The 23387-nt window shown below is 70.0% G+C and carries 21 protein-coding genes; 1 reads left to right on the plus strand and 20 read right to left on the minus strand.

What is annotated here, in order from left to right:
- Positions 1–14: 14 nt before the first annotated feature.
- The 6 genes from carB to pyrR all read right to left on the minus strand — a co-directional run bounded on the left by carB (position 15) and on the right by pyrR (position 8019).
- Positions 15–3323 (minus strand): carbamoyl-phosphate synthase large subunit, encoded by a 3309-nt coding sequence (gene carB / locus BIV24_RS02320; protein ID WP_071364419.1) that lies wholly within the window; start codon positions 3321–3323, stop codon positions 15–17.
- A complete protein-coding gene (carA, locus tag BIV24_RS02325; protein WP_071364420.1) occupies positions 3316–4458 on the minus strand; it encodes a glutamine-hydrolyzing carbamoyl-phosphate synthase small subunit in 1143 nt (380 codons plus the stop codon). Before carA ends, carB begins: the two co-directional genes overlap by 8 nt.
- The gene (locus BIV24_RS02330; protein WP_071364421.1) at positions 4455–5015 is read right to left on the minus strand and encodes a PH-like domain-containing protein; all 561 of its coding nucleotides are present in this window, start codon (positions 5013–5015) and stop codon (positions 4455–4457) included. Before BIV24_RS02330 ends, carA begins: the two co-directional genes overlap by 4 nt.
- Positions 5012–6298: a dihydroorotase gene (locus tag BIV24_RS02335; protein ID WP_071364422.1), complete on the minus strand. Its 1287-nt coding sequence runs from the start codon at positions 6296–6298 to the stop codon at positions 5012–5014. The genes BIV24_RS02330 and BIV24_RS02335 overlap by 4 nt, the downstream gene beginning before the upstream one ends.
- A 5-nt stretch (positions 6299–6303) precedes the next feature.
- The gene (locus tag BIV24_RS02340; RefSeq protein WP_071364423.1) at positions 6304–7317 is read right to left on the minus strand and encodes an aspartate carbamoyltransferase catalytic subunit; all 1014 of its coding nucleotides are present in this window, start codon (positions 7315–7317) and stop codon (positions 6304–6306) included.
- 129 nt (positions 7318–7446) lie between these two features.
- Complete coding sequence (gene pyrR, locus BIV24_RS02345; RefSeq protein ID WP_071364424.1) at positions 7447–8019, minus strand: bifunctional pyr operon transcriptional regulator/uracil phosphoribosyltransferase PyrR; 573 nt, start codon at positions 8017–8019, stop codon at positions 7447–7449.
- Between the two features lie 264 nt (positions 8020–8283).
- Here pyrR and bldD point away from each other — a divergent pair, with 264 nt between their 5' ends.
- Positions 8284–8784 carry a transcriptional regulator BldD gene (gene bldD / locus BIV24_RS02350; RefSeq protein ID WP_071364425.1) on the plus strand — a complete coding sequence of 167 codons (501 nt, stop codon included), beginning with the start codon at positions 8284–8286 and terminating at the stop codon, positions 8782–8784.
- Positions 8785–8935: 151 nt separating this feature from the next.
- Here bldD and nusB read toward each other — a convergent pair whose 3' ends face one another.
- The 14 genes from nusB to rpsD all read right to left on the minus strand — a co-directional run bounded on the left by nusB (position 8936) and on the right by rpsD (position 23058).
- Complete coding sequence (gene nusB, locus BIV24_RS02355) at positions 8936–9370, minus strand: transcription antitermination factor NusB (protein ID WP_071364426.1); 435 nt, start codon at positions 9368–9370, stop codon at positions 8936–8938.
- Positions 9371–9372: 2 nt separating this feature from the next.
- The gene (gene efp, locus BIV24_RS02360; RefSeq protein ID WP_071364427.1) at positions 9373–9939 is read right to left on the minus strand and encodes an elongation factor P; all 567 of its coding nucleotides are present in this window, start codon (positions 9937–9939) and stop codon (positions 9373–9375) included.
- 47 nt (positions 9940–9986) lie between these two features.
- Complete coding sequence (locus BIV24_RS02365; RefSeq protein WP_071364428.1) at positions 9987–11093, minus strand: aminopeptidase P family protein; 1107 nt, start codon at positions 11091–11093, stop codon at positions 9987–9989.
- 155 nt (positions 11094–11248) lie between these two features.
- Positions 11249–12118, minus strand: coding sequence for a Pro-rich N-terminal domain-containing protein (locus BIV24_RS02370; RefSeq protein ID WP_079167956.1), 870 nt, complete (start codon positions 12116–12118; stop codon positions 11249–11251).
- A gap of 200 nt (positions 12119–12318) precedes the next feature.
- On the minus strand, positions 12319–13410 hold the full coding sequence (aroB, locus tag BIV24_RS02375) for a 3-dehydroquinate synthase (protein WP_071364429.1): 1092 nt from the start codon (positions 13408–13410) through the stop codon (positions 12319–12321).
- Positions 13407–13922, minus strand: coding sequence for a shikimate kinase (locus BIV24_RS02380; protein ID WP_107459169.1), 516 nt, complete (start codon positions 13920–13922; stop codon positions 13407–13409). Before BIV24_RS02380 ends, aroB begins: the two co-directional genes overlap by 4 nt.
- Positions 13919–15103: a chorismate synthase gene (aroC, locus tag BIV24_RS02385; RefSeq protein WP_071364430.1), complete on the minus strand. Its 1185-nt coding sequence runs from the start codon at positions 15101–15103 to the stop codon at positions 13919–13921. Before aroC ends, BIV24_RS02380 begins: the two co-directional genes overlap by 4 nt.
- Positions 15104–15279: 176 nt before the next feature.
- The gene (locus BIV24_RS02390) at positions 15280–16116 is read right to left on the minus strand and encodes a shikimate dehydrogenase (protein ID WP_071364431.1); all 837 of its coding nucleotides are present in this window, start codon (positions 16114–16116) and stop codon (positions 15280–15282) included.
- Entirely contained in the window at positions 16113–17861 is a 1749-nt protein-coding gene (mltG, locus tag BIV24_RS02395; RefSeq protein WP_071364432.1) for an endolytic transglycosylase MltG, read from the minus strand. Before mltG ends, BIV24_RS02390 begins: the two co-directional genes overlap by 4 nt.
- Before the next feature lie 110 nt (positions 17862–17971).
- Positions 17972–18436, minus strand: coding sequence for a Holliday junction resolvase RuvX (ruvX, locus tag BIV24_RS02400; protein ID WP_071364433.1), 465 nt, complete (start codon positions 18434–18436; stop codon positions 17972–17974).
- A gap of 16 nt (positions 18437–18452) precedes the next feature.
- Positions 18453–21125, minus strand: a complete 2673-nt coding sequence (gene alaS / locus BIV24_RS02405) for an alanine--tRNA ligase (RefSeq protein WP_071364434.1) — start codon at positions 21123–21125, stop codon at positions 18453–18455.
- On the minus strand, positions 21125–21532 hold the full coding sequence (locus BIV24_RS02410) for a hypothetical protein (protein ID WP_071364435.1): 408 nt from the start codon (positions 21530–21532) through the stop codon (positions 21125–21127). Before BIV24_RS02410 ends, alaS begins: the two co-directional genes overlap by 1 nt.
- A gap of 7 nt (positions 21533–21539) precedes the next feature.
- Complete coding sequence (locus BIV24_RS02415) at positions 21540–21995, minus strand: DUF948 domain-containing protein (RefSeq protein ID WP_071364436.1); 456 nt, start codon at positions 21993–21995, stop codon at positions 21540–21542.
- 448 nt (positions 21996–22443) lie between these two features.
- Complete coding sequence (gene rpsD, locus BIV24_RS02420; protein ID WP_071364437.1) at positions 22444–23058, minus strand: 30S ribosomal protein S4; 615 nt, start codon at positions 23056–23058, stop codon at positions 22444–22446.
- Between the last annotated feature and the right edge of the window lie 329 nt (positions 23059–23387).

The following is a 23387-nucleotide window of genomic DNA, read 5'->3' on the forward strand; positions in this document are numbered from 1 at the left end:
CCCCTCGTCGACTGCTAGTCGCGGGCCGCGGTCAGGTGTTCCGCGTGTTCCTGGAGCGAGCGGACGCCCACGTCGCCGTGGGTGAGGGCGTCGATGCCCTGCACCGCCGCGGCGAGCGCCTGAACCGTCGTCAGACACGGCACGGCACGCGCCACCGCCGCCGTACGGATCTCGTAGCCGTCGAGGCGGCCGCCGGTGCCGTACGGGGTGTTGACGATGAGGTCGACCTCGCCGTCGTGGATGAGCTGGACGATGGTCTTCTCGCCGCCTGGCCCCGCGCCCTCGGACTGCTTGCGCACGACCGTCGCGTTGATGCCGTTGCGCTTGAGCACCTCGGCCGTGCCGGAGGTGGCGAGCAGCTCGAAGCCATGGGCGACGAGTTCCCGCGCCGGGAAGATCATCGACCGCTTGTCGCGGTTCGCGACCGAGATGAAGGCGCGGCCCTTGGTCGGCAGCGGGCCGTAGGCGCCCGCCTGCGACTTGGCGTACGCCGTGCCGAAGACGGTGTCGATGCCCATCACCTCGCCGGTGGAGCGCATCTCCGGGCCGAGCACCGTGTCGACGCCCCGTCCGTGGATGTCGCGGAAGCGCGACCACGGCATGACGGCCTCCTTGACGGAGATCGGCGCGTCCAGCGGCAGCTCGCCTCCGTCGCCGTGCTTCGGCAACAGGCCCTCCGCGCGCAGTTGGGCGACGGTCGCGCCCAGCGAGATCCGGGCGGCGGCCTTCGCCAGCGGCACCGCGGTCGCCTTCGAGGTGAAGGGGACCGTGCGGGACGCACGCGGGTTGGCCTCCAGGACGTACAGGATGTCACCGGCCATCGCGAACTGGATGTTGATCAGGCCGCGGACCCCGACGCCGCGGGCGATGGCCTCCGTGGAGGCGCGCAGCCGCTTGATGTCGAAGCCGCCCAGGGTGATCGGCGGCAGTGCGCACGCCGAGTCGCCGGAGTGGATGCCGGCCTCCTCGATGTGCTCCATGACGCCGCCGAGGTACAGCTCCTCGCCGTCGTACAGGGCGTCGACGTCGATCTCGATCGCGTCGTCGAGGAAGCGGTCGACCAGCACCGGGCGGGAGGGGCTGATCTCGGTGGACTCGGCGATGTAGGAGGCGAGACGGGTCTCGTCGTAGACGATCTCCATGCCGCGCCCGCCGAGGACGTAGGAGGGCCGTACGAGGACCGGGTAGCCGATCTCGTCCGCGATGGCCTTGGCCTCCTCGAACGTGGTGGCGGTCCCGTGCTTGGGGGCCGGCAGGCCCGCCTCCGCCAGCACGCGGCCGAACGCGCCGCGGTCCTCGGCGGCGTGGATCGCCTCGGGCGGGGTGCCGACGATCGGCACGCCGTTGTCCTTCAGGGCCTGGGAGAGGCCGAGCGGGGTCTGGCCGCCCAGCTGCACGATCACACCCGCCACCGGGCCGGCCTGCTGCTCGGCGTGGACGATCTCGAGGACGTCCTCGAGAGTCAGCGGCTCGAAGTACAGCCGGTCGGAGGTGTCGTAGTCCGTGGACACCGTCTCCGGGTTGCAGTTGACCATCACGGTCTCGTACCCGGCGTCGCTGAGCGCGAAGGAGGCGTGGACGCAGGAGTAGTCGAACTCGATGCCCTGGCCGATGCGGTTGGGGCCGGAGCCCAGGATGATGACTGCGGGCTTCTCGCGGGCCGCGACCTCGGTCTCCTCGTCGTAGGAGGAGTAGAAGTACGGCGTCTTCGCCGCGAACTCGGCGGCGCAGGTGTCGACCGTCTTGTAGACCGGGCGCACGCCCAGCGCGTGCCGCACCTCGCGCACGACGTCCTCGCGCAGCCCGCGGATCTCGCCGATCTGGTGGTCGGAGAAGCCGTGACGCTTGGCCTCCGCCAGGAGATCGGGGGTGAGCTCGGGCGCCTCGGCCAGCTCGTCCGCGATCTCCTTGATGAGGAAGAGCTGGTCGACGAACCACGGGTCGATCTTCGTGGACTCGAAGACCTCTTCCGGCGTGGCGCCCGCGCGGATGGCCCGCATGACCGTGTTGATCCGGCCGTCGGTGGGGCGCGCGGCCGCCTCCAGCAGCTCCGCTTTGTCCCCCGCCTCGCCCACGAAGGTGAACTGGCTGCCCTTCTTCTCCAGCGAGCGCAGCGCCTTCTGGAACGCCTCGGTGAAGTTGCGGCCGATCGCCATGGCCTCGCCGACCGACTTCATGGTCGTGGTCAGTGTGCTGTCGGCGCTCGGGAACTTCTCGAAGGCGAACCGCGGCGCCTTGACGACCACGTAGTCGAGGGTCGGCTCGAAGGAGGCCGGGGTCTCCTGCGTGATGTCGTTCGGGATCTCGTCGAGGGTGTAGCCGACCGCGAGCTTGGCCGCGATCTTGGCGATCGGGAAGCCGGTCGCCTTGGAGGCGAGGGCGGACGAACGCGACACACGCGGGTTCATCTCGATGACGATCACGCGACCGTCCTCGGGGTTCACCGCGAACTGGATGTTGCAGCCGCCGGTGTCGACGCCGACCTCGCGGATGACGGCGATGCCGATGTCGCGCAGGATCTGGTACTCGCGGTCGGTCAGCGTCATCGCCGGAGCGACGGTGATCGAGTCACCGGTGTGCACGCCCATGGGGTCGAAGTTCTCGATGGAGCAGACGACCACGACGTTGTCGTGCTTGTCACGCATCAGCTCCAGCTCGTACTCCTTCCAGCCGAGGATGGACTCCTCCAGGAGCACCTCGGTGGTGGGCGACAGGGTGAGGCCCTGGCCGGCGATGCGGCGCAGCTCGCCCTCGTCGTGCGCGAAGCCGGAGCCGGCGCCGCCCATGGTGAAGGAGGGACGGACGACGACGGGGTAGCCGCCGAGCCGCTCGACGCCGGCCAGCACCTCGTCCATGGAGTGGCAGATCACCGACCGGGCGGACTCACCGTGCCCGATCTTCCGCCGGACGGCCTCCACGACGTCCTTGAACTGGTCGCGGTCCTCGCCCTTGTGGATCGCCTCGACCTTCGCGCCGATCAGTTCGACGCCGTACTTCTCCAGGACGCCGTTCTCGTGCAGCGAGATCGCGGTGTTGAGCGCCGTCTGGCCGCCCAGGGTGGGCAGCAGCGCGTCCGGCCGCTCCCTGGCGATGATCTTCTCGACGAACTCCGGGGTGATCGGCTCGACGTACGTGGCGTCGGCGATCTCCGGGTCGGTCATGATCGTCGCCGGGTTGGAGTTGACGAGGACGACCCTGAGGCCCTCGGACTTCAGGACCCGGCACGCCTGGGTGCCGGAGTAGTCGAACTCTGCGGCCTGACCGATGACGATCGGGCCGGAGCCGATGACCAGGACGGACTGGATATCGGTGCGCTTAGGCACGCTGGCCCTCCATCAGGGATACGAAGCGGTCGAACAGGTAGGCGGCGTCATGCGGACCCGCTGCCGCTTCGGGGTGGTACTGGACGCTGAAGGCCGGCTGATCGAGCAGCTGGAGGCCCTCCACCACGTTGTCGTTCAGGCAGACGTGGGAGACCTCGGCACGGCCGTAGGAGGTGTCGGACACCTTGTCGAGGGGGGCGTCGACGGCGAAGCCGTGGTTGTGCGCGGTGACCTCGACCTTGCCGGTCGTACGGTCCTGCACCGGCTGGTTGATGCCGCGGTGGCCGTACTTCAGCTTGTAGGTGCCGAAGCCGAGCGCACGGCCCAGGATCTGGTTGCCGAAGCAGATGCCGAACAGGGGCGTCTTGCGCTCCAGGACGGCCTGCATGACGGAGACCGGGTGGTCGGCGGTGGCCGGGTCGCCGGGGCCGTTGGAGAAGAACACACCGTCCGGGTTCACCGCGTACACGTCCTCGACGGTCGCGGTCGCGGGCAGCACGTGCACCTCGATGCCGCGCTCGGCCATGCGGTGCGGGGTCATGCCCTTGATGCCGAGGTCGACGGCGGCGACGGTGAACTTCTTCGCGCCGATCGCGGGGACGACGTACGCCTCCGTGGTGGCGACCTCGGCGGAGAGGTCCGCGCCCTTCATCTCGGGGGCCTGGCGCACCTCGGCGAGCATCGTGCCCTCGTCGGGCAGCGCGTTGCCGGAGAAGATGCCGACGCGCATGGCGCCGCGCTCGCGCAGGTGACGGGTGAGTGCGCGGGTGTCGATGTTGCTGATGCCGACGACGCCCTGGTGGCGCAGTTCCTCGTCCAGCGAGCGCCGGGAGCGCCAGTTGGAGGGCACGCGTGCGGGGTCGCGCACCACGTAGCCCGCGACCCAGATCCGCTTCGACTCGGGGTCCTCGTCATTGACGCCGGTGTTGCCGACGTGCGGGGCGGTCATCACGACGACCTGGCGGTGGTACGACGGGTCGGTGAGGGTCTCCTGGTAGCCGGTCATGCCGGTGGAGAACACGGCCTCGCCGAAGGTCACCCCCACGGCCCCGTAGGCACGGCCGCGGAAGATCCGGCCGTCCTCCAGGACGAGTACGGCGGGAACCTTGGCGGTTCCCCTGGTGGAGGTCGTCATCGTGCGCCTTCCCTCTTGTTGATCATCTTGTTCAGGGTGTCGACCCATTCGTTGTGCTCGGCCGCGCGGTCGGAGCGGAATCCGGAGTCGATCAGCTTGTCGCCGTGTTCCCAGGTCACGACCAGCAGGCCGCCCTCGGTGAGGACCTTGCCCGCGATGCCTTTGTCGAGCCGGGCCTCGCGCAGTGCGGCGGCCGGGATGAAGAAGTCGGTCGCCCCCGGGCGTACGACATCCAGGCCCGCGTCCGTCAGCGTGAGCTCGACCCGGCTGCGAGTACCCAGGCCATGGGCCACGATGCGGTCCAGCCACTGCCCGGCGGCGGTGGAGCCGTGGTAGCGGCCGCTCATCGTCAGTGTGGCGTCACCGGGGCTGCTGGGCGCGCTGGGCAGCTCCGGCAGGTCGCTCTGGAGGGTGCCGCGCCACTTCCAGCCCTCGCGCATCAGCCAGTAGACGAGGGCGATGAACAGGGCGAGGCCCACGAGCCAGCCGATGCGGGCGCCCCAGTTGGTCACTTCCGCCGAAGTCTTCTCGGCGGCCAGCAGATACAGAGATGTCACGCGAGTTTCCCGTCGACGAGTGTGGCCGTGCCCCGGAGCCAGGTGTGCGTGACACGGCCCGGCAGCTCACGGCCCTCGTACGGAGTGTTGCGGCTGCGCGAGGCGAAGCCCGCGGGGTCCACCTGCCCACGGTATGCCGTGTCGACGAGGGTGAGGTTGGCGGGCTCACCTGCCGAGACGGGGCGGCCGTGGCCGCCGGCCCGGCCGATCCGCGCGGGCGTGAAGGACATACGGTCGGCGACGCCCGCCCAGTCGAGCAGCCCGGTGTCGACCATCGTCTGCTGCACCACGGACAGTGCGGTCTCCAGGCCGACCATGCCCATGGCGGCCGCGGCCCACTCGCAGTCCTTGTCCTCGTGCGGGTGCGGGGCGTGGTCGGTGGCGACGATGTCGATCGTGCCGTCGGCGAGCGCCTCGCGCAGCGCCATCACGTCGCGCTCGGTGCGCAGCGGGGGGTTGACCTTGTAGACGGGGTTGTAGCTGCGCACCAGTTCGTCGGTGAGGAGGAGGTGGTGCGGGGTGACCTCGGCGGTGACGTCGATGCCGCGGGACTTGGCCCAGCGCACGATCTCGACCGAGCCGGCGGTCGACAGGTGGCAGATGTGGACGCGCGAGCCGACGTGCTCGGCGAGCAGGACGTCCCGGGCGATGATCGACTCCTCCGCGACCGCCGGCCAGCCCCGCAGGCCCAGCTCGGAGGAGACGACGCCCTCGTTCATCTGGGCGCCCTCGGTCAGCCGCGGCTCCTGGGCGTGCTGGGCGATGACGCCGCCGAAGGCCTTCACGTACTCCAGCGCGCGACGCATGATCACCGCGTCGTCCACGCACTTGCCGTCGTCGGAGAAGACGGTGACACCCGCCGCGGACTCGTGCATGGCGCCCAGCTCCGCGAGCTTCCTGCCTTCCAGGCCCACCGTGACGGCGCCGATGGGCTGCACGTCGCAGTAGCCGTGCTCCCGGCCGAGGCGCCAGACCTGCTCGACGACACCGGCGGTGTCGGCGACCGGGAAGGTGTTGGCCATGGCGAACACGGCCGTGTAACCGCCACGGGCCGCCGCGCGCGTACCGGTGAGGACCGTCTCGGAGTCCTCGCGGCCGGGCTCGCGCAGATGGGTGTGCAGGTCGACCAGGCCCGGCAGGAGCACCTTGCCGTCGGCCTCGACGACCTCGACGCCCTCGTCCGTAAGGCCCGTACCGACGGCCTCGATGGTCTCACCGTCGATCAGTACGTCCTGCGGCTCGCCGCCGAGCACCTTCGCACCACGGATCAAGGTCTTGCTCATGGGTGTTACTTCTCCTCGGTACGGGGGTGGGTGTCGACGAGCCCGTTGGCTGCCTCGGGCGCCGCCTTCGCGTCGAACGCGGCGCCCCCGAGCAGCAGGTACAGGACCGCCATGCGGATGGAGACACCGTTCGACACCTGCTCGACGGCGGTGCAGCGCGGCGAGTCGGCGACCTCGGCGGTGATCTCCATGCCGCGGACCATCGGGCCGGGGTGCATCACGATGGCGTGCTCGGGCATCTTCGCCATGCGGTCGGCGTCCAGGCCGTAGCGCCGCGCGTACTCGCGCTCGGTCGGGAAGAAGGCCGCGTTCATGCGCTCGCGCTGGACGCGCAGCATCATCACCGCGTCCGACTTGGGCAGGGTGCTGTCGAGGTCGTACGAGATCTCGCAGGGCCAGGACGGCACGCCGACCGGCAGCAGAGTGGGCGGGGCGACCAGGGTGACGTCGGCGCCGAGAGTGTGCAGCAGTTCCACGTTGGAACGGGCGACCCGGCTGTGCAGCACGTCGCCGACGATGGTGATGCGCTTGCCTGCCAGGTCGCGGCCGAGCCCCGTGTCCCGGCCGACCAGGCGGCGGCGCATGGTGAAGGCGTCGAGCAGGGCCTGCGTGGGGTGCTGGTGGGTGCCGTCGCCGGCGTTGATGACGGCGGCGTCGATCCAGCCGGAGGTGGCCAGGCGGTAGGGGGCTCCGGAGGCTCCGTGCCGGATGACTACAGCATCGACGCCCATGGCCTCCAGGGTCTGGGCGGTGTCTTTGAGGGACTCGCCCTTGGAGACGCTGGAGCCCTTCGCGGTGAAGTTGATCACGTCCGCGGAGAGGCGTTTCTCCGCGGCCTCGAAGGAGATCCGGGTGCGGGTCGAGTCCTCGAAGAAAAGGTTGACGACGGTGCGGCCGCGCAGGGTCGGCAGCTTCTTGATCGGCCGGTCGGCGACCCGGGCCATCTCCTCGGCGGTGTCGAGGATCAGGACGGCGTCGTCGCGGGTGAGGTCGGCGGCCGAGATGAGATGACGCTGCATCTTTCAGGCTCCGTAAAGCAGTTCATTCGGGAAGCGGGGGTCCGGGGGTCCCGGAAGGCACAGCTGGGCAGAACGGGCGCGCGCGCAGGCGCACTCGTAGGGCGTGAGGTAGTGGCCTACGCCGGAGTACTACCGCTGTGCGCCCGGGACGGTCTGCTTCGCACCGAGCAGCACGGTGTCACGACCGTCCTCCTCGGCGAGCTGGACCTTGACCGTCTCCCGCAGCGACGTGGGAAGGTTCTTGCCGACGTAGTCGGCGCGGATCGGGAGTTCGCGGTGGCCGCGGTCGACGAGGACCGCGAGCTGGACCGCGCGAGGACGCCCGATGTCGTTCAGGGCGTCGAGGGCGGCGCGGATGGTGCGGCCCGAGAAGAGCACGTCGTCGACGAGGACGACGAGACGGCCGTCGATGCCGTCACCGGGGATCTCGGTGCGGGCCAGCGCACGCGGGGGCTGCATGCGCAGGTCGTCGCGGTACATGGTGATGTCGAGGGATCCGACTGGGACCGCTCGGCCGGTGATCTGCTCGAGTTTGACGGCGAGCCGCCGGGCGAGGAAGACGCCTCGGGTCGGAATGCCGAGGAGCACCACGTCGTCGGCGCCCTTGGCGCGCTCGACGATCTCATGGGCGATACGGGTCAACACCCGTACGATGTCGGGGCCTTCGAGAACGGCCCGCGCATCGGAATGCTGCGTGTCCATACGAAACGGACCTCCTTCTCCGCCTCACGGGACGGACCTTAAAGGACGTCGGAATTGCGCCATCCAGGCTACCAGCCCACCGACGGCGGCCGATCACCCCCCTGGCCTCCGCGTCACCCGTTCGGCGTCATAGAACGCCGTCTTCCGCGGAAGGGTCGGTCCGGACCATTCGGCTTGACGAGGCAGAGTAACGCTGCGTAACCTCACAGTGAGTTACCAGCCGCGCGGCGGAGCCGCACGTCGACACCGTGTCCGGGGAGCCATATGTCCAGCGAATACGCCAAACAGCTCGGGGCCAAGCTCCGGGCCATCCGCACCCAGCAGGGCCTTTCCCTCCACGGTGTGGAGGAGAAGTCCCAGGGACGCTGGAAGGCGGTCGTGGTCGGTTCGTACGAGCGTGGAGACCGCGCCGTCACCGTGCAGCGCCTCGCCGAGCTGGCGGATTTCTACGGGGTTCCGGTACAGGAGCTGCTGCCCGGCACCACTCCGGGCGGTGCCGCCGAGCCGCCGCCGAAGCTCGTCCTGGACCTGGAGCGCCTGGCCACCGTGCCGGCCGAGAAGGCGGGCCCGCTGCAGCGCTACGCGGCGACGATCCAGTCGCAGCGCGGTGACTACAACGGCAAGGTGCTGTCGATCCGCCAGGACGACCTGCGCACGCTCGCGGTCATCTACGACCAGTCGCCCTCCGTCCTGACCGAGCAGCTGATCAGCTGGGGAGTCCTGGACGCGGACGCGCGCCGCGCCGTCTCCCACGAGGAGAGCTGACCCTCCAGCCTCAGCAGAAACGTGCCGTCGGGGTGGCCGGAACCGCATGGTTCCGGCCACCCCGACGGCGTTTTGCGAGCACCGGCAGCCGTACGAGAACGCCTCGGGGCCCGCAGCACAGGTGCTGCGGGCCCCGAGGCGTTGACGCGTATCAGCCCTCGTCGCGGCGCAACGACGGCTTCAGGTCCTTCAGCCGGCCGAGCAGGCCGTTGACGAACGCGGGCGACTCGTCCGTGGAGAACTCCTTGGCGAGCTGCACCATCTCGTCGAGCACCACGGCGTCAGGGGTCTCGTCGACCCAGATCAGCTCGTAGGCGCCGAGGCGCAGGATGTTGCGGTCGACGACCGGCATCCGGTCGAGCGTCCAGCCGACCGCGTACTGCGCGATCAGCTCGTCGATACGCCGCGCGTGCTCCGCGTAGCCCTCGACCAGCTGCATCGTGTACTCGCTCACCGGCGGCTGCCGGGTGTCGGACCGCGAATGCCGGATCCAGTCCGCGAGGACCGTGAGGACGTCGGCCCCACGCTGGTCACCCTCGAAGAGGATCTGGAAGGCGCGCTTACGGGCCGTGTTACGGGCAGCCACGGTTAGCTGTTCACCCGGCCGAGGTAGTCGCTCGTACGGGTGTCGACCTTGATCTTCTCACCGGTGGTGATGAAGAGCGGGACCTGGATCTGGTGGCCGGTCTCCAGCGTGGCGGGCTTGGTGCCGCCGGTGGAGCGGTCGCCCTGGACGCCCGGCTCGGTCTCGGCGATGGTCAGCTCGACGGCGGCCGGGAGCTCGACGAAGAGCACCTCACCCTCGTGCTGGGCGACGGTGGCCATGAAGCCCTCGATCAGGAAGTTGGCGGCGTCGCCGACGGCCTTGCGGTCGACGTGAAGCTGGTCGTACGTCTCCATGTCCATGAAGACGAAGTAGTCGCCGTCCATGTACGAGAACTGCATGTCGCGCTTGTCGACAGTGGCCGTCTCGACCTTGACGCCGGCGTTGAAGGTCTTGTCGACGACCTTGCCGGAGAGCACGTTCTTGAGCTTGGTGCGCACGAAGGCCGGGCCCTTGCCGGGCTTGACGTGCTGGAACTCGACGACGGACCACAGCTGGCCGCCTTCGAGCTTGAGCACCATGCCGTTCTTGAGGTCGTTCGTGGAAGCCACGGTTGCGGAATCTCCTGGACTGACGTGGACGACCCCGGGGCACGCGCCTACAACGCGAGCAGCTCCTTGGTCGTGATGGTGAGTAGCTCGGGTCCGCCGTCCGCCTCGGGGCGTACGACGAGCGTGTCATCAATCCGGACACCGCCCCGTCCGGGGAGGTGGACCCCCGGTTCGACGGTGACCGGCACGCAAGCGTCCAGTTTACCCATGGCCGCGGGGGCAAGCTGCGGGTCCTCATCGATTTCGAGTCCCACGCCGTGCCCGGTCACCGGCGGAAGGCCCTCACCGTACCCCGCGGAATCCAGCATCTGGCGTGCGGCGCGGTCCACATCGCGGCAGGCGGCGCCGGGCGCCAGCGCCTGCCGCCCGGCGCGCTGGGCGGCGAAGACGAGGTCGTACAGCTCGATCTGCCAGTCCGCGGGCGAGGTGCCGATGACGAAGGTACGGCCGATCTCACAGCGATAGCCGCGGTAGGCGGCTCCCAGACAGACGGACAGGAAGTCGCCCTCCTCCACACGCCGGTCCGTGGGGCAGTGCCCGCGGCGGCCCGCGTTCGGGCCGGTGGCGACCGAGGTGGTGAAGGCGGGCCCGTCGGCGCCATGATCGACGAGGCGACGCTCCAGTTCGAGGGCGAGATGGCGCTCGGTGCGGCCCACGAGGATCGATTCGAGCAGTTCGCTCAGGGCCTGGTCGGCGATCTCCGCGCCGATCCTCAGCAGGGAGATCTCCTCCTCGTCCTTGACCAGGCGCAGCTGCTCGACCGCACTGCCGAGGTCGGCGAGCCGCAGCCGGGGCGCGACCGACCGCAGGGCGCGGTGCCGGGCGACCGTGAGGTGGTGCTCCTCGACCGCCAGCGAGTCGGCGCCCTGCGCGGCGGCCAGGTCGGCTGCCGCGACGGCGCAGTCACCGCCGGGCGCCGGCAGCGTCTGCAGGCGCAGCGCCTGGTCGGGCCGCCCGTCGCCGCCCTGTTCGTCCGGCGGGCCGGCACACAGCAGAACGTCCTCGCCCATCCCCAGCAGCAGTACCGCGCCACGCGGCACGGCGCCCGCGAGATAGCGGACGTTGGCGGGGCGGGAGACCAGCGCCGTCGCACTGCCACCCGCGCTGCAGCGTTCCCTCAGCCGCTCGCGGCGGGCCGCGTACACCTGTGACATGACCCGAGCCTACGAGGGGTGGCCGAATATCGCCGGTCCAGCGGGGCCGGACGGGCGCCGAGGCGGCCGTCAGAGGCGTCCTGGAGCCCCGGGAACGTCTGGTGGATCTTCTGAATCTTCGCTGCGGTACCGGCCCACCAGCCGTCCCCCGGGCTCTACCACTGCGGTGGGCTCGCGATCGAGCGGGCCAGGACCTCGTCCAGGGCCCGGGCCGTCCCCGCCACGTCGAGCTGGGAGTTGTCGATGATCGGCAGGCCGGAGCCGTACCAGCCGGCCATACGGCCGTGGATGCGGGCGACCTCCTCGTCGGAGAGACGGCGGTTTCCGGTGCGCTCCGCATTGCGCTCCAGCACGATCTCCAGTCCGGGGAGGAGGACGACCGGGAGCAGGCCGGGGCCCACATGCCTCTTCCAGCCGCCGAGGCCGACCACCGGCCGGTCCGGGAAGACGGCGTCGTCGAGGATGCACGAGATGCCGTTGGCCAGGAAGTTGCGGGCTGCGAATCCGCAGGTGCGGCGGGCGAGGCGGTATTGCGCCTCCGAGTTGTCGTTCCATCCCGACTGGGGGTCGGCGAAGCCGGAGCGCACCCATTCGCGGACGTCGTCGAGGCTGATGTGGGCCGTGGGAGCCCTGCGGTGGTCGGCCCAGTACTTGGCGACGCTGGTCTTGCCCGCGCCCGCGGGGCCGATGAGCAGCACGGCCAGCGTGGTGGACGAGGGATCGGGCGCGCCGACGGCGGGCGCCGGGTGGGGTACCCCGACCGGGCCGCCCGGCGGGAGTTGCACATGCCCCGTGCTGTCCGGCGCGGGCGGGAGAGGCGCTCGGTTCGGCGGGACGTGGGTGTGCGGAGCACCCGGCGGCACCGGGGATCCCGCGAAGCCCGGTGCGGGTGCGGACTGGATCGGTGCGGGGCTGGGGAGGACACCCGACTGTCCGGGGTGGTGTGCGGCCGGTGACCAGGCAATAGCCGGACCGTGCCCCGGCTGGTGGGGCGGCGGCAGCGGAACTCCCACTGCGTGCTGCATCCGGTGCCACTCCGTCTCGTACAGGCGACTGACGCTGGCAGCGGGGCGTGGCACCCCGCTCCCTACGGAACGGTACCGTCCCCGGCCGCCGTTGTGTGAACGGCCGGGGGCAGCCCGAAGTGCCCATCGGAACAGTCAATTCGGGTCAACTGGTGTCGAGGGGCACGAGTCGACCGCCGTGCGGGGCCCAACAGGGGGAGCTACTCGGCTACTTCACCGTAGGCGGCGAGAAGGACCGCAGGGTCGGGGCCTTCCAGCACGGTGGGCTTGGCCAGGCCGTCCAGGACGATGAAGCGGAGCAGGTCACCGCGGGACTTCTTGTCGACCTTCATGGCCTCGAGGAGCTTGGGCCACTGGTCGTAGCGGTACCGCAAGGGCAGCCCGACCGACTCCAGGACGGTACGGTGCCGGTCGGCGGTCGCGTCGTCCAACCGGCCCGCCAGACGCGCGAGTTCGGCCGCGAAGTGCATGCCGACGGCGACGGCGGCGCCATGGCGCCACTTGTAGCGTTCGTTCTTCTCGATCGCATGGCCGAGCGTGTGGCCGTAGTTGAGGATCTCACGCAGGCCCGACTCCTTCAGGTCCGAGGAAACCACCTCGGCCTTGACCTTGATGGAGCGTTCGATCAGCTCGGCGGTGTGCGGGCCGGCCGGGGTGCGGGCGGCCTGCGGGTCCTCCTCGATCAGCTCGAGGATCACCGGGTCGGCGATGAAACCGGCCTTGATGACCTCCGCAAGGCCGGAAACGTAGTCGTTGACCGGGAGGGAGTCGAGGGCGGCGAGGTCGCACAGGACGCCCGCGGGCGGGTGGAAGGCGCCCACCAGGTTCTTGCCCTCGGCGGTGTTGATGCCGGTCTTGCCGCCGACCGCCGCGTCCACCATGGCCAGCACGGTGGTCGGGATCGCGATCCAACGCACTCCGCGCAGCCAGGTCGCGGCCACGAACCCGGCCAGGTCGGTGGTCGCGCCGCCGCCCACGCCCACGATGACGTCGGTGCGCGTGAAGCCGGACTGGCCGAGCGCCTTCCAGCAGTAGGCGGCGACCTCGGCGGTCTTGGCCTCCTCCGCGTTAGGCACCTGAATGGCGACCGCCTCGAAACCCTGCTCGGCGAGGTCGGCGCACAGCGCCTCCCCCGTCTCGGCCAGCGCCTCCGGGTGGACGACAGCGACCCGCTTGGCCTTGTCGCCGATCAACCCGGCGACTTCGCCGAGGAGTTGACGGCCGATCAGGACCTCGTAGGGGTCGGTGCCCGCGGTGCCGCCGACCTGGATCCGCGTCACAGCCTTGCTCATGCTTCTTTCAACTCCAGTGCGTCCAGGACGGCTTGAGTGACTTCTTCGGGGGTGCGGCCGTCGGTGGAGACGGCCTCGCGGGCGACCTCGGTGTACAGATGGCGGCGGGCCTCCATCAGCTCGCGCCACTGACGGCGCGGATTGACCGCGAGCAGCGGGCGGGCCACGTTCAGGCCGGTGCGCTTGACCGCTTCCTCGACGTCCATCGACAGATAGGCCACCCGGTGCTCGGCCAGCAGGGCACGCGTCTCGGCGTCGAGGATCGCGCCCCCGCCCAGGGCGAGGACGCCTCGGTGCTCGGCGAGTGCCTTGCGGACCGCCTTCTTCTCCAGATCGCGGAAGGCCGGCTCGCCCTCGTCCACGAAGATGTCGGCGACGGTGCGGCCCTGCTCGGCCACGATGTCGTCGTCCGTGTCCCGGTAGCCCACACCGAGCCGCTCGGCGAGCAACCGCCCGACGGTCGACTTGCCCACTCCCATCGGGCCGATCAGGACGACCAGTGGCGCGCTCACCGGATCGCCAGGTTCTCGAGGTACGAGCGCACATTGCGGCGGGTCTCGGCCACGCTGTCGCCGCCGAACTTCTCCGCCACCGCATCCGCGAGGACCAGCGCCACCATGGCTTCCGCGACGATTCCGGCCGCTGGGACCGCGCACACGTCCGAGCGCTGGTGGTGTGCCTGCGCCGGCTCGCCCGTGACCACGTCCACGGTCTTCAGCGCGCGGGGCACGGTCGCGATCGGCTTCATCGCGGCCCGAACCCGCAGCAGTTCACCGGTGGACAGACCGCCCTCGGTGCCACCGGAGCGGCCCGTCGTCCGCTTGATGCCCTCGGGAGTGGTGACGATCTCGTCGTGCGCCTTCGATCCGGGCACCCGCGCCAGCTCGAAGCCGTCGCCGACCTCCACGCCCTTGATCGCCTGGATGCCCATGAGCGCCGCCGCGAGCCGGGCGTCCAGCCGCCGGTCCCAGTGCACATGGGAGCCGAGGCCCACGGGAACTCCGTAGGCGAGGACCTCGACCACACCTCCGAGGGTGTCGCCGTCCTTGTGCGCCTGGTCGATCTCCGCGACCATCGCCTTCGACGCGTCCGCGTCCAGGCAGCGCACCGGGTCGGCGTCCAGCCTCTCCACGTCCGCCGGCGTCGGGTACACGCCGTACGGCGCCTTCGCCGCGGCCAGCTCGACCACGTGCGAGACGATCTCGATGCCGGCCGTCTCCTTCAGGTACGACCGCGCCACCGCGCCGAGCGCCACCCGGGCCGCGGTCTCCCGGGCCGACGCCCGCTCCAGGATCGGCCGCGCCTCGTCGAACCCGTACTTCTGCATGCCCGCGAGGTCGGCGTGACCCGGCCGTGGCCTGGTCAGCGGGGCGTTGCGGGCCAGCCCGTCCAGCACCTCCGGGTCCACCGGGTCGGCCGCCATCACCTGCTCCCACTTGGGCCACTCGGTGTTGCCGACCATGACCGCCACCGGGGAGCCCAGCGTGAGGCCGTGCCGGACGCCACCCAGGAAGGTGACCTGGTCGCGCTCGAACTTCATCCGGGCACCGCGTCCATAGCCCAGCCGCCGCCTCGCCAGGTGGTCCGCCACCATCTCCGTGGTGATCGGCACGCCGGCGGGAAGGCCCTCCAGCGTCGCGACAAGTGCGGGACCGTGGGACTCCCCCGCGGTCAGCCAGCGCAACCTGCTCAACGGTGCTCCTCAGTGCTCGCGCTCTGGTCCTGCCCTGCGTACGCGTCCCCTTGCGTACGGCGACGGCGACCGGGTGCGCGGCCCCGGCCCGCCACCTTTGATCCTCCCACGTCTGTGGGGCGAACCTGTCCCAGGTCCATCAGGCGGACGCCACGGGGGCGCGCGGCAAACCGTTCCTACCGGGCGGCCAGGGCGTGCTCCCCCGCCTTGCGCATGGCGGCGAGCGGGGCCGGTGAACGGCCCGTCATCTGCTCGACCTGGAGAACCGCCTGGTGCACCAGCAGGTCGAGGCCGCTGACGACGGCGCCGCCGTACGCGGACCAGCGCGCCGCGAGCGCGGTGGGCCAGGGGTCGTACAGCACGTCGAAAAGGGTCGCGGGGCGCTCCGGGACGGCGGCGGCCAGCGCGTCCGTGGTCCCGGCCGGAGTCGTGGCGACGACCAGCGGGGCGCGCAGCGCCCGGTCGGCGTCCGCCCAGTCGGCGGTCCGGACGTCGACATCGAGGCGCTCGCCCCACTGCCGCATCTCGGCGGCCCGCGCCTCGCTGCGGACGTAGGCGACGACCTCGCCGGTGCAGATCCTGGACAGGGCGGCCAGCGCAGACGACGCGGTGGCGCCGGCACCGAGGATCGCCGCGGACTCCACCTGCTCGACGCCCCGCTCGCGCAGCGCGGCCACCATCCCGGGAATGTCGGTGTTGTCACCGACCCGCCGCCCGTCCTTCGTGAACACGACGGTATTGACGGCTTCGACGGAGGCCGCCGAGTCGCTGATCGAGTCGAGTAGCGGGATCACGGCCCGCTTGAGCGGCATGGTCAGCGACAGCCCTGCCCACTCGGGGCCGAGCCGAGCGAAGAACCCGGGCAGGGCCGCCTCGTCGACCTCGAACCGGTCGTACGACCAGTCGCTCAGCCCCAGTTCCGCGTAGGCGGAGCGGTGCAGCACCGGGGAGATGGAATGGGCGATGGGCGAGCCGAGGACGGCGGCTCGGCGCGTGCCGGAAGTGCCCGTCATTGTTTTTTCTTTTGCTCTTGGAGGTATTTCTCGCGGTTCCGGTTCTGTTCTGCGTTCGTCTCGGCGAACAGTGTCTTGTCCTCGCTGACCGAGACGAAGTAGTACCAGCTTCCCTTGGCCGGATGGAGAGCGGCCTTGATCGCGACTTCCCCGGGGTTGCCGATGGGTCCGGGCGGCAGGCCCTTGATCCAGTAGGTGTTGTACGGATCGTGTATCTTCCGCAATTGGTCGACGGAACCGGTGGCGAGTTTCGACTCACCGCGCAGGTAGTTGACCGTCGAGTCGAAGTCGAGCAGACCGTAGGTCTCGGTGTTGTCCGGCTTGAGCCGGTTGTAGACAACCGTCGCGACCTTCTCGAAGTCCCGCTTGGACTTGCCCTCGGCCTGGACGAGGCTCGCAACCGTCAGCACCTGCAGCGGATCCTTCAGGTTGAGGCTGTCGGCCTTGTCCTTGATGTCGTACTCGGCGTACTTCTCCTTGGCCAGGTCGACCATCTGCTTGAGGACGGCTTCGGGCTTCATGCCCTTGGAGACCGGATAGCTGGACGGGTAGAGGAACCCTTCCAGCGGGTCCTTTATGTCCTTGTTGGTGTTGGCCCAGTCGGGAAGGCCGAGGGTCTTCCATTCCGTCTTGGCGATGTCGTGTGTGGTGCCCGCCTTGAGCTTCAGACGGTCGTCGATGGCCGCATAGATCTTGGCGTTGCGCCATCCCTCGGCGATGATCAGGTTGTTCCTGCTCTTCGGGTCGAGCATCAACTGGACGGCGCTGGCCGCGGACATCTGCTTCTTCAGCGTGTATGTGCCCGCCTGGATGGTCTTGCCCTGGGGGTTCTGCTCCTGGGCCGCGACGAACGCGTCGACGCTCTTGACGACACCGGCGTCTTTCAGTGCCTTTCCGATGGCATAACCGCCTGAGCCCTTGGGAATCGTGACCGTGACCATCTCGCCGGTGCCTTCGCCCGCGTAGTCGGGCGCCGGACCGAAGTGACTTTGGTAGAACTGGTATCCGAAATACCCGACTCCGCCGACGCCACCGCCGAGAACCAGGAGGACCACCAGGCAGGCACATCCGCTGCGGCGCTTCTTGGCCTCGCCGCCGCGCCCCCGCCGCTCGCCGCGACCGCGGCGGCCCTCCGGCTCGTCTTCACTCTCGTCATCGTCGACACCGCCCGCGAAGAAGGCGTGTTCACCCTGGTCGGGGCCGGGATCCCAGTCGGTCTCCGGCTCCGGTTCGGCGCGTCGGCGGTGCGGTGGCTCGGGCGGCGGATACGCCTCGGGCGTCTGGTAGAAGTCGGACTGCCCGCCGCCGTGGGATCCGGCCTGGGTGCCGTACGGGTCGGCCGGGTCGCTGGGGTAGGGACCATGGCCCTGACCGCCACCGTCCCAGCCGCCGTTGCCTTGGCCCTGCTGCATCTGGGCCGGGTCCTGCTGCCCCGGCTGCTGGTGGGGGTACGCCCCTGGCTGCTGGTGGGGGTACGCCCCTGGCTGCTGGTAGGGCTGCTGCCCCTGCTGCTGGGGGTCCGGGTACTGCTGGTATTGCTGCTGACCCTGGTCGTACGGGCCCGGCTGACCGCCTCCCCAGTCTCCGTACGGCTGTTGCGGCTGCTGCTGCGGGTAGGGCTGCGGGTGGCCTCCGTAAGGGGACTGGGCCTCATGGGCCTGCTGTCCTCCCCATCCGCCGTCCCCGTACAACGGGTCCTCGGGATGCCACGGTTCGGAGCCGGAGCCCCGGCCATACTCAGTCATCAATCCCCTAGAGCCGCGAGGCGGCGTTGGCTCGGCCCGCGTTCCGCCTCTTTGCTGTGCGGCGGCTGTTCGAACACCGCCGCATCGCGCGGAACGTTACCGTATCGCGATCAGATGACCACTTCGACGCCCTCGCCGGGGGATTTGCCTGACACTCGTTCGGTTTCCAGCGCCTGCTGAAGGATGATGACCGCCGCGGCCTGGTCGATGACCGACCGGCCCTTCTTGGACCTGACGCCCGAGGCGCGCAGTCCCTGGCTGGCCGTCACCGTGGTCATCCGCTCGTCCACGAGCCGCACCGGAACCGGCGCAACCATGCGGGCCAGTTCCTGGGCGAAGGCGCGGACCTTGACCGCGGCCGGGCCCTCGCCCCCCTTGAGGGAGCGGGGCAGACCGACGACGACCTCGATCGGCTCGTACTCCTCGACGAGCTGCTTCAAACGGCGCTGGGCTGCCGGGACGTCACGCCCCGAAACCGTCTCCACCGGGGTGGCGAGGATCCCGTCGGGGTCGCACGAGGCGACCCCGATGCGGGCGTCACCGACATCGATGGCGAGCCGGCGTCCTCTTCTCATCACTCTTGACCGTTTCCTACTTGGCGCTCTCGGCGACCAGGCGCTCGACGGCCTCGACGGCCTCACCGACGGCGGCCGGGTTCTGGCCGCCGCCCTGGGCGACGTCCGGCTTGCCGCCACCGCCGCCGCCGAGGGTCTTGGCGGCCGTGCGAACCAGTTCACCGGCCTTCAGACCGCGCTCGCGGGCGGCTTCGTTGGTCGCGATGACCGTGAGCGGCTTGCCGTTGTTCACGGTGAACAGTGCGACCACGGCGGCCCGGCCACCCTGGATACGGCCGCGCACGTCCAGGACCAGCTTGCGCAGGTCGTCGGGCGTGGTGCCGTCCGGGACCCGGCCGGTGACCACGGCGATCCCGCGGACGTCCTTGGCGGACTCGGCGAGACCGGCGGCGGCCTGCAGGACCTTCTCGGCGCGGAACTTCTCGATCTCCTTCTCGGCGTCCTTCAGCTTGCCGAGCATGCCGGCGACCTTCTCCGGCAGTTCCTCCGGGCGGCCCTTGAGCAGCTCGGTGAGCTGGTTGACGACCGTGTGCTCCCGGGCCAGGAAGCCGTAGGCGTCCACGCCGACCAGGGCCTCGATACGGCGCACACCGGAGCCGATCGAGGACTCACCGAGCAGCTTCACCAGGCCGAGCTGGGCGGTGTTGTGCACGTGCGTACCGCCGCACAGCTCCTTGGAGAAGTCACCGATGGTCACAACGCGGACGCGCTCGCCGTACTTCTCGCCGAACTCGGCGATGGCGCCCTGCTTCTTGGCCTCGTCGATGCCCATGACCTCGGCGTGCACGTCGAGGTCGCGGGAGAGCACCTCGTTGATCTTCTGCTCGACGTCGGTCATCACGGCCGTCGGAACGGCGGACGGCGAGCCGAAGTCGAAGCGGAAGCGACCGGGCTGGTTCTCCGAACCGGCCTGGGCGGCCGTCGGGCCGAGGGCGTCGCGCAGGGCCTGGTGGGTGAGGTGGGTGGCCGAGTGGGCGCGGGCGATGGCCTTGCGGCGGAACGCGTCGATCGAGGCGTGGGCCTTGGCGCCGACGGTGACCTCGCCGACCTGGACGACGCCCTTGTGGACGTAGACGCCCGGAACCGGCTTCTGGCAGTCGCGGACCTCGATGACGGCACCGGAGTCCACCTTGATGCGGCCGGTGTCACCGATCTGGCCGCCGCCCTCGGCGTAGAACGGGGTGCGGTCGAGGACGATCTCGACCTCGTCGCCCTCGGTGGCGGCGGGCGAGGACACACCGTCGACGAGGATGCCGACGATCGTCGACTCGCCCTCGGTGTCCGAGTAGCCGATGAAGTCGGTCGCCCCGGCGGCGTCGGCGATCTCACGGTAGGCACCGAGATCGGCGTGGCCGGTCTTCTTGGCCCGGGCGTCGGCCTTGGCGCGCTCCCGCTGCTCCTTCATCAGGCGGCGGAAGCCTTCCTCGTCCACGGACAGGCCCTGTTCGGCGGCCATCTCCAGGGTGAGGTCGATCGGGAAGCCCCAGGTGTCGTGGAGCAGGAACGCCTTGTCGCCGGGCAGGACCGCGGAGCCCGCGGCCTTGGTCTCGGTCACGGCGGTGTCGAGGATGTTGGTGCCGGCCTTCAGCGTCTTGAGGAAGGCGTTCTCCTCGGCGAGGGCGACCTTCTCGATACGCTCGCGGTCGGTGACCAGCTCGGGGTACTGCTGGCCCATCATGCCGATGACGACGTCGATCAGGTCCTTGACGACCGGACCGGTGGCACCGAGCAGGCGCATGTTGCGGATGGCGCGGCGCATGATGCGGCGCAGCACATAGCCACGGCCCTCGTTGCCCGGGGTGACGCCGTCGCCGATCAGCATGGTGGCCGTGCGCATGTGGTCGGTGACCACGCGCAGGGAGACGTCCGAGGCGTGCGCGTCGCCGTAGGCCACGCCGGTCAGCTCGGTGGCCTTCTTGATCACGGCCATGGAGGTGTCGATCTCGAACATGTTCTGCACACCCTGCAGAATCATGGCGAGACGCTCCAGGCCGAGGCCGGTGTCGATGTTCTTGCTCGGCAGGTCGCCGAGGATCTCGAAGTCCTCCTTGCCGATGCCCTGGCCCCGCTCGTACTGCATGAAGACGAGGTTCCAGATCTCCACGTACCGCTCGTCGTTGACGGCGGGGCCGCCCTCGACGCCGAACTCGGGGCCACGGTCGTAGTTGATCTCGGAGCACGGTCCGCACGGGCCGGGCACGCCCATGGACCAGAAGTTGTCCTTCTTGCCCAGGCGTTGGATGCGCTCGGCCGGGACGCCGACCACGTCGCGCCAGATCTGCTCGGCCTCGTCGTCGTCCTGGTAGACGGTGACCCACAGGCGCTCGGAGTCGAGGCCGTAACCGCCCTTGTCCTGGGGCGTGGTGAGCAGCTCCCAGGCGAACTTGATGGCGCCTTCCTTGAAGTAGTCGCCGAAGGAGAAGTTGCCGCACATCTGGAAGAACGTGCCGTGGCGGGTGGTCTTGCCGACCTCTTCGATGTCGGGCGTACGCACGCACTTCTGCACGCTGGTGGCGCGGGGGGCCGGCGGCTTGACCTCACCCAGGAAGTAGGGCTTGAAGGGCACCATGCCGGCCGGGACGAGGAGCAGAGTCGGGTCGTCCGCGATGAGCGACGCCGAAGGGACGACGGTGTGACCGCGCTCCTCGAAGAAGCTCAACCAGCGGCGGCGGATTTCAGCCGACTCCATCAGTGGTCCTCATTCCGGTTGTACGAGTACGCCGACCTCTCGACGTACGTCGGGTTGTTGCGGTTCTCGATGGCGGCGTGCCGCCGGGATCGGGGTACCCCCTGCTCACGGGGGTACCCCGGCTCGAGCGAAGCCGAGGGCGGGGGCGAGGCCGGGAGCTGATCGACGGGGGCGTCCAGGCCGAGCGCGTCGCCGAGTTCGGCCTCCCGCTGGGCCATGCCCGCCCGGACGTCGAACGCGAAGTCCGCCGCGCGGTCCTTGAGCCGGTGGCCTGTCTCGATCGCCTTGTTCGCCGCTTGTGCGGCCAGGCTCTCGGGGGTCAGCTGCCGCAACTTGCGGTTGACCTTGGTGGTGGCCCACACACCGGCGGCGACGCCTGTGGTGAACCAGAACGTACGGCGGAACATCGCTCGGTCAGTCTTTCTTTTCCCGGGTGTTCCGCTGCGCCCGTCGCGCGGACGGAACGCTGCGGCCCACGATCACGGTACGCCGGGGCGCTTTGGCGGGCACGTTCTCACGGCGGCCGGCGATCGCCCGGCGCACGCCGTAGCCGAACGCCGCGACCTTCACCAGGGGGCCGCCGAAGGTGGACGCGACCGTCGTCGACAGTGCCGACGCGTTGGACGTGACCTCCTGGACGTCGGAGGCGATCGAGTCGACCCGGTCGATCTGGGTCTGCGCGGAGCGCACCGCGGCGGAGGCGTCGGCCAGCAGGGGGACGGCCTGGTCGGTCACGTCCGCCACCAGCTTGGTAGTCGCCTTGAGCGTCTGGGCCAGCCTCGCCAGCGCGACGGCCAGGAAGGAGACCAGAATCGCCCAGAAGACGGCCACCAGGATCCCGGCTACCTCTCCACCGGACACCGTGCGCACCCGCTCCCTAGAACGTGTCTGAACATCGAAAAGTCGTCCCCCGAGCCTATCGCGCCGGGGCAGCCGGTCCGTACCGAATTCCATGCCGGATCAGGGCTCGTCCGTGCCGGAGGAGCGGACGGCAAGGGTACGGATCGCACGCGACCGCGAACGGAGCGTCCGCGCACCTGGATTCCTCGCCCACCGGCACCGCGGGGGCACGGCGGTTCCCCGCCCTGAGCCGCCTCGGTCGGTGACCGGCCGGCCATGGTGAGGGAGCAGGCGCGGCGGGTCCGGCGACGGTGTTCAGCGGGGCGTACGCGTCCACCAGGTGCCCCAACCCGTCGGCGGCGAGGAAAAGCCGCGGATCCACCCGCGCGGAGATGCGGCAAGCCCGCCGTCTCGGCCGCCCGGAGGCGGGAGACGACGGGCTTGACGTGCTGTGAATACAGCGTCCGCCGGAATGCGATCAGCGGGCGTAGTACTCGACGACGAGCTGCTCGTCGCAGATCACCGGGATCTCCTTGCGGTTCGGCTCGCGGTCCAGGCGGAACGCCAGGGCCTTGAGGTTCACCTGGAGGTAGCGCGGGGTCTCGCCGTCGGCGGCGAAGCCACCCTCGCGGGCGACCTGGAAGAGCGCCTTCTCACGGCTGCGCTCGCGGACCATCACGACGTCGTCGGGACGGACGCGGAACGACGGCTTGTCGACCTTCTGGCCGTTGACCTCGATGTGGCCGTGAACGACCATCTGACGGGCCTGGTAGATCGTGCGGGCGATGCCCGAACGCAGGACCAGCGCGTCGAGACGGCGCTCCAGCTCCACGATCAGGGCCTCACCGGTCTTGCCCTGAACCTTGGAGGCGCGGTCGTAGGCGCGCACCAGCTGGCGCTCGGAGATGTCGTACTGAGCGCGCAGGCGCTGCTTCTCCAGCAGACGGACCTTGTAGTCCGAGTTCTGCTTGCGGCCACGGCCGTGCTCACCCGGCGGGTAGGGGCGGGCCTCGAAGTACTTGACGGCCTTCGGGGTCAGCGCGATGCCGAGGGCACGCGACTTCTTGACCTTGGGGCGGGACTGGTTCGCCATGAACCAAACACCTCGTGTTTCTCTGTGGATTCGGCTTCACCAGGGTTAGGGGAGGTCGCATCCGCAGCCGGGGAAACCCCGCGGGTCCGCACGGGACCTGCCGGGCAGCCGCTCCCCTGGTCTGGGCACATACGTGCAGCACGCGAGTGGCCCACCGACCTGTCTCCCGGGGCTTCCGGGGAGGTGGTGGGCTGCCCGCGACACCGTTCGACGGTGCGCGACGCTCCTGGATCCCCTTGCCTGACGGCGATGGGGTTCCGGCTGGATGTCCCGTTCTGGTGGTGCCGGCCGGGGCCGGGCACGGGACGCAGCGCTGGGAGAAGTCTACA

Source organism: Streptomyces colonosanans (genome assembly GCF_001866645.1).
GTDB lineage: Bacteria > Actinomycetota > Actinomycetes > Streptomycetales > Streptomycetaceae > Streptomyces > Streptomyces colonosanans.

What these genes read in the sequence shown, in the direction of transcription:
- carA (WP_071364420.1), bottom strand. Translation starts at nt 4,458, where the DNA reads ATGACGACCTCCACCAGGGGAACCGCCAAGGTTCCCGCCGTACTCGTC.
- BIV24_RS02335 (WP_071364422.1), bottom strand. Translation starts at nt 6,298, where the DNA reads ATGAGCAAGACCTTGATCCGTGGTGCGAAGGTGCTCGGCGGCGAGCCG.
- BIV24_RS02340 (WP_071364423.1), bottom strand. Translation starts at nt 7,317, where the DNA reads ATGCAGCGTCATCTCATCTCGGCCGCCGACCTCACCCGCGACGACGCC.
- pyrR (WP_071364424.1), bottom strand. Translation starts at nt 8,019, where the DNA reads ATGGACACGCAGCATTCCGATGCGCGGGCCGTTCTCGAAGGCCCCGAC.
- bldD (WP_071364425.1), top strand. Translation starts at nt 8,284, where the DNA reads ATGTCCAGCGAATACGCCAAACAGCTCGGGGCCAAGCTCCGGGCCATC.
- BIV24_RS02365 (WP_071364428.1), bottom strand. Translation starts at nt 11,093, where the DNA reads ATGTCACAGGTGTACGCGGCCCGCCGCGAGCGGCTGAGGGAACGCTGC.
- BIV24_RS02370 (WP_079167956.1), bottom strand. Translation starts at nt 12,118, where the DNA reads ATGCAGCACGCAGTGGGAGTTCCGCTGCCGCCGCCCCACCAGCCGGGG.
- aroB (WP_071364429.1), bottom strand. Translation starts at nt 13,410, where the DNA reads ATGAGCAAGGCTGTGACGCGGATCCAGGTCGGCGGCACCGCGGGCACC.
- BIV24_RS02390 (WP_071364431.1), bottom strand. Translation starts at nt 16,116, where the DNA reads ATGACGGGCACTTCCGGCACGCGCCGAGCCGCCGTCCTCGGCTCGCCC.
- mltG (WP_071364432.1), bottom strand. Translation starts at nt 17,861, where the DNA reads ATGACTGAGTATGGCCGGGGCTCCGGCTCCGAACCGTGGCATCCCGAG.
- ruvX (WP_071364433.1), bottom strand. Translation starts at nt 18,436, where the DNA reads ATGAGAAGAGGACGCCGGCTCGCCATCGATGTCGGTGACGCCCGCATC.
- alaS (WP_071364434.1), bottom strand. Translation starts at nt 21,125, where the DNA reads ATGGAGTCGGCTGAAATCCGCCGCCGCTGGTTGAGCTTCTTCGAGGAG.
- BIV24_RS02410 (WP_071364435.1), bottom strand. Translation starts at nt 21,532, where the DNA reads ATGTTCCGCCGTACGTTCTGGTTCACCACAGGCGTCGCCGCCGGTGTG.
- rpsD (WP_071364437.1), bottom strand. Translation starts at nt 23,058, where the DNA reads ATGGCGAACCAGTCCCGCCCCAAGGTCAAGAAGTCGCGTGCCCTCGGC.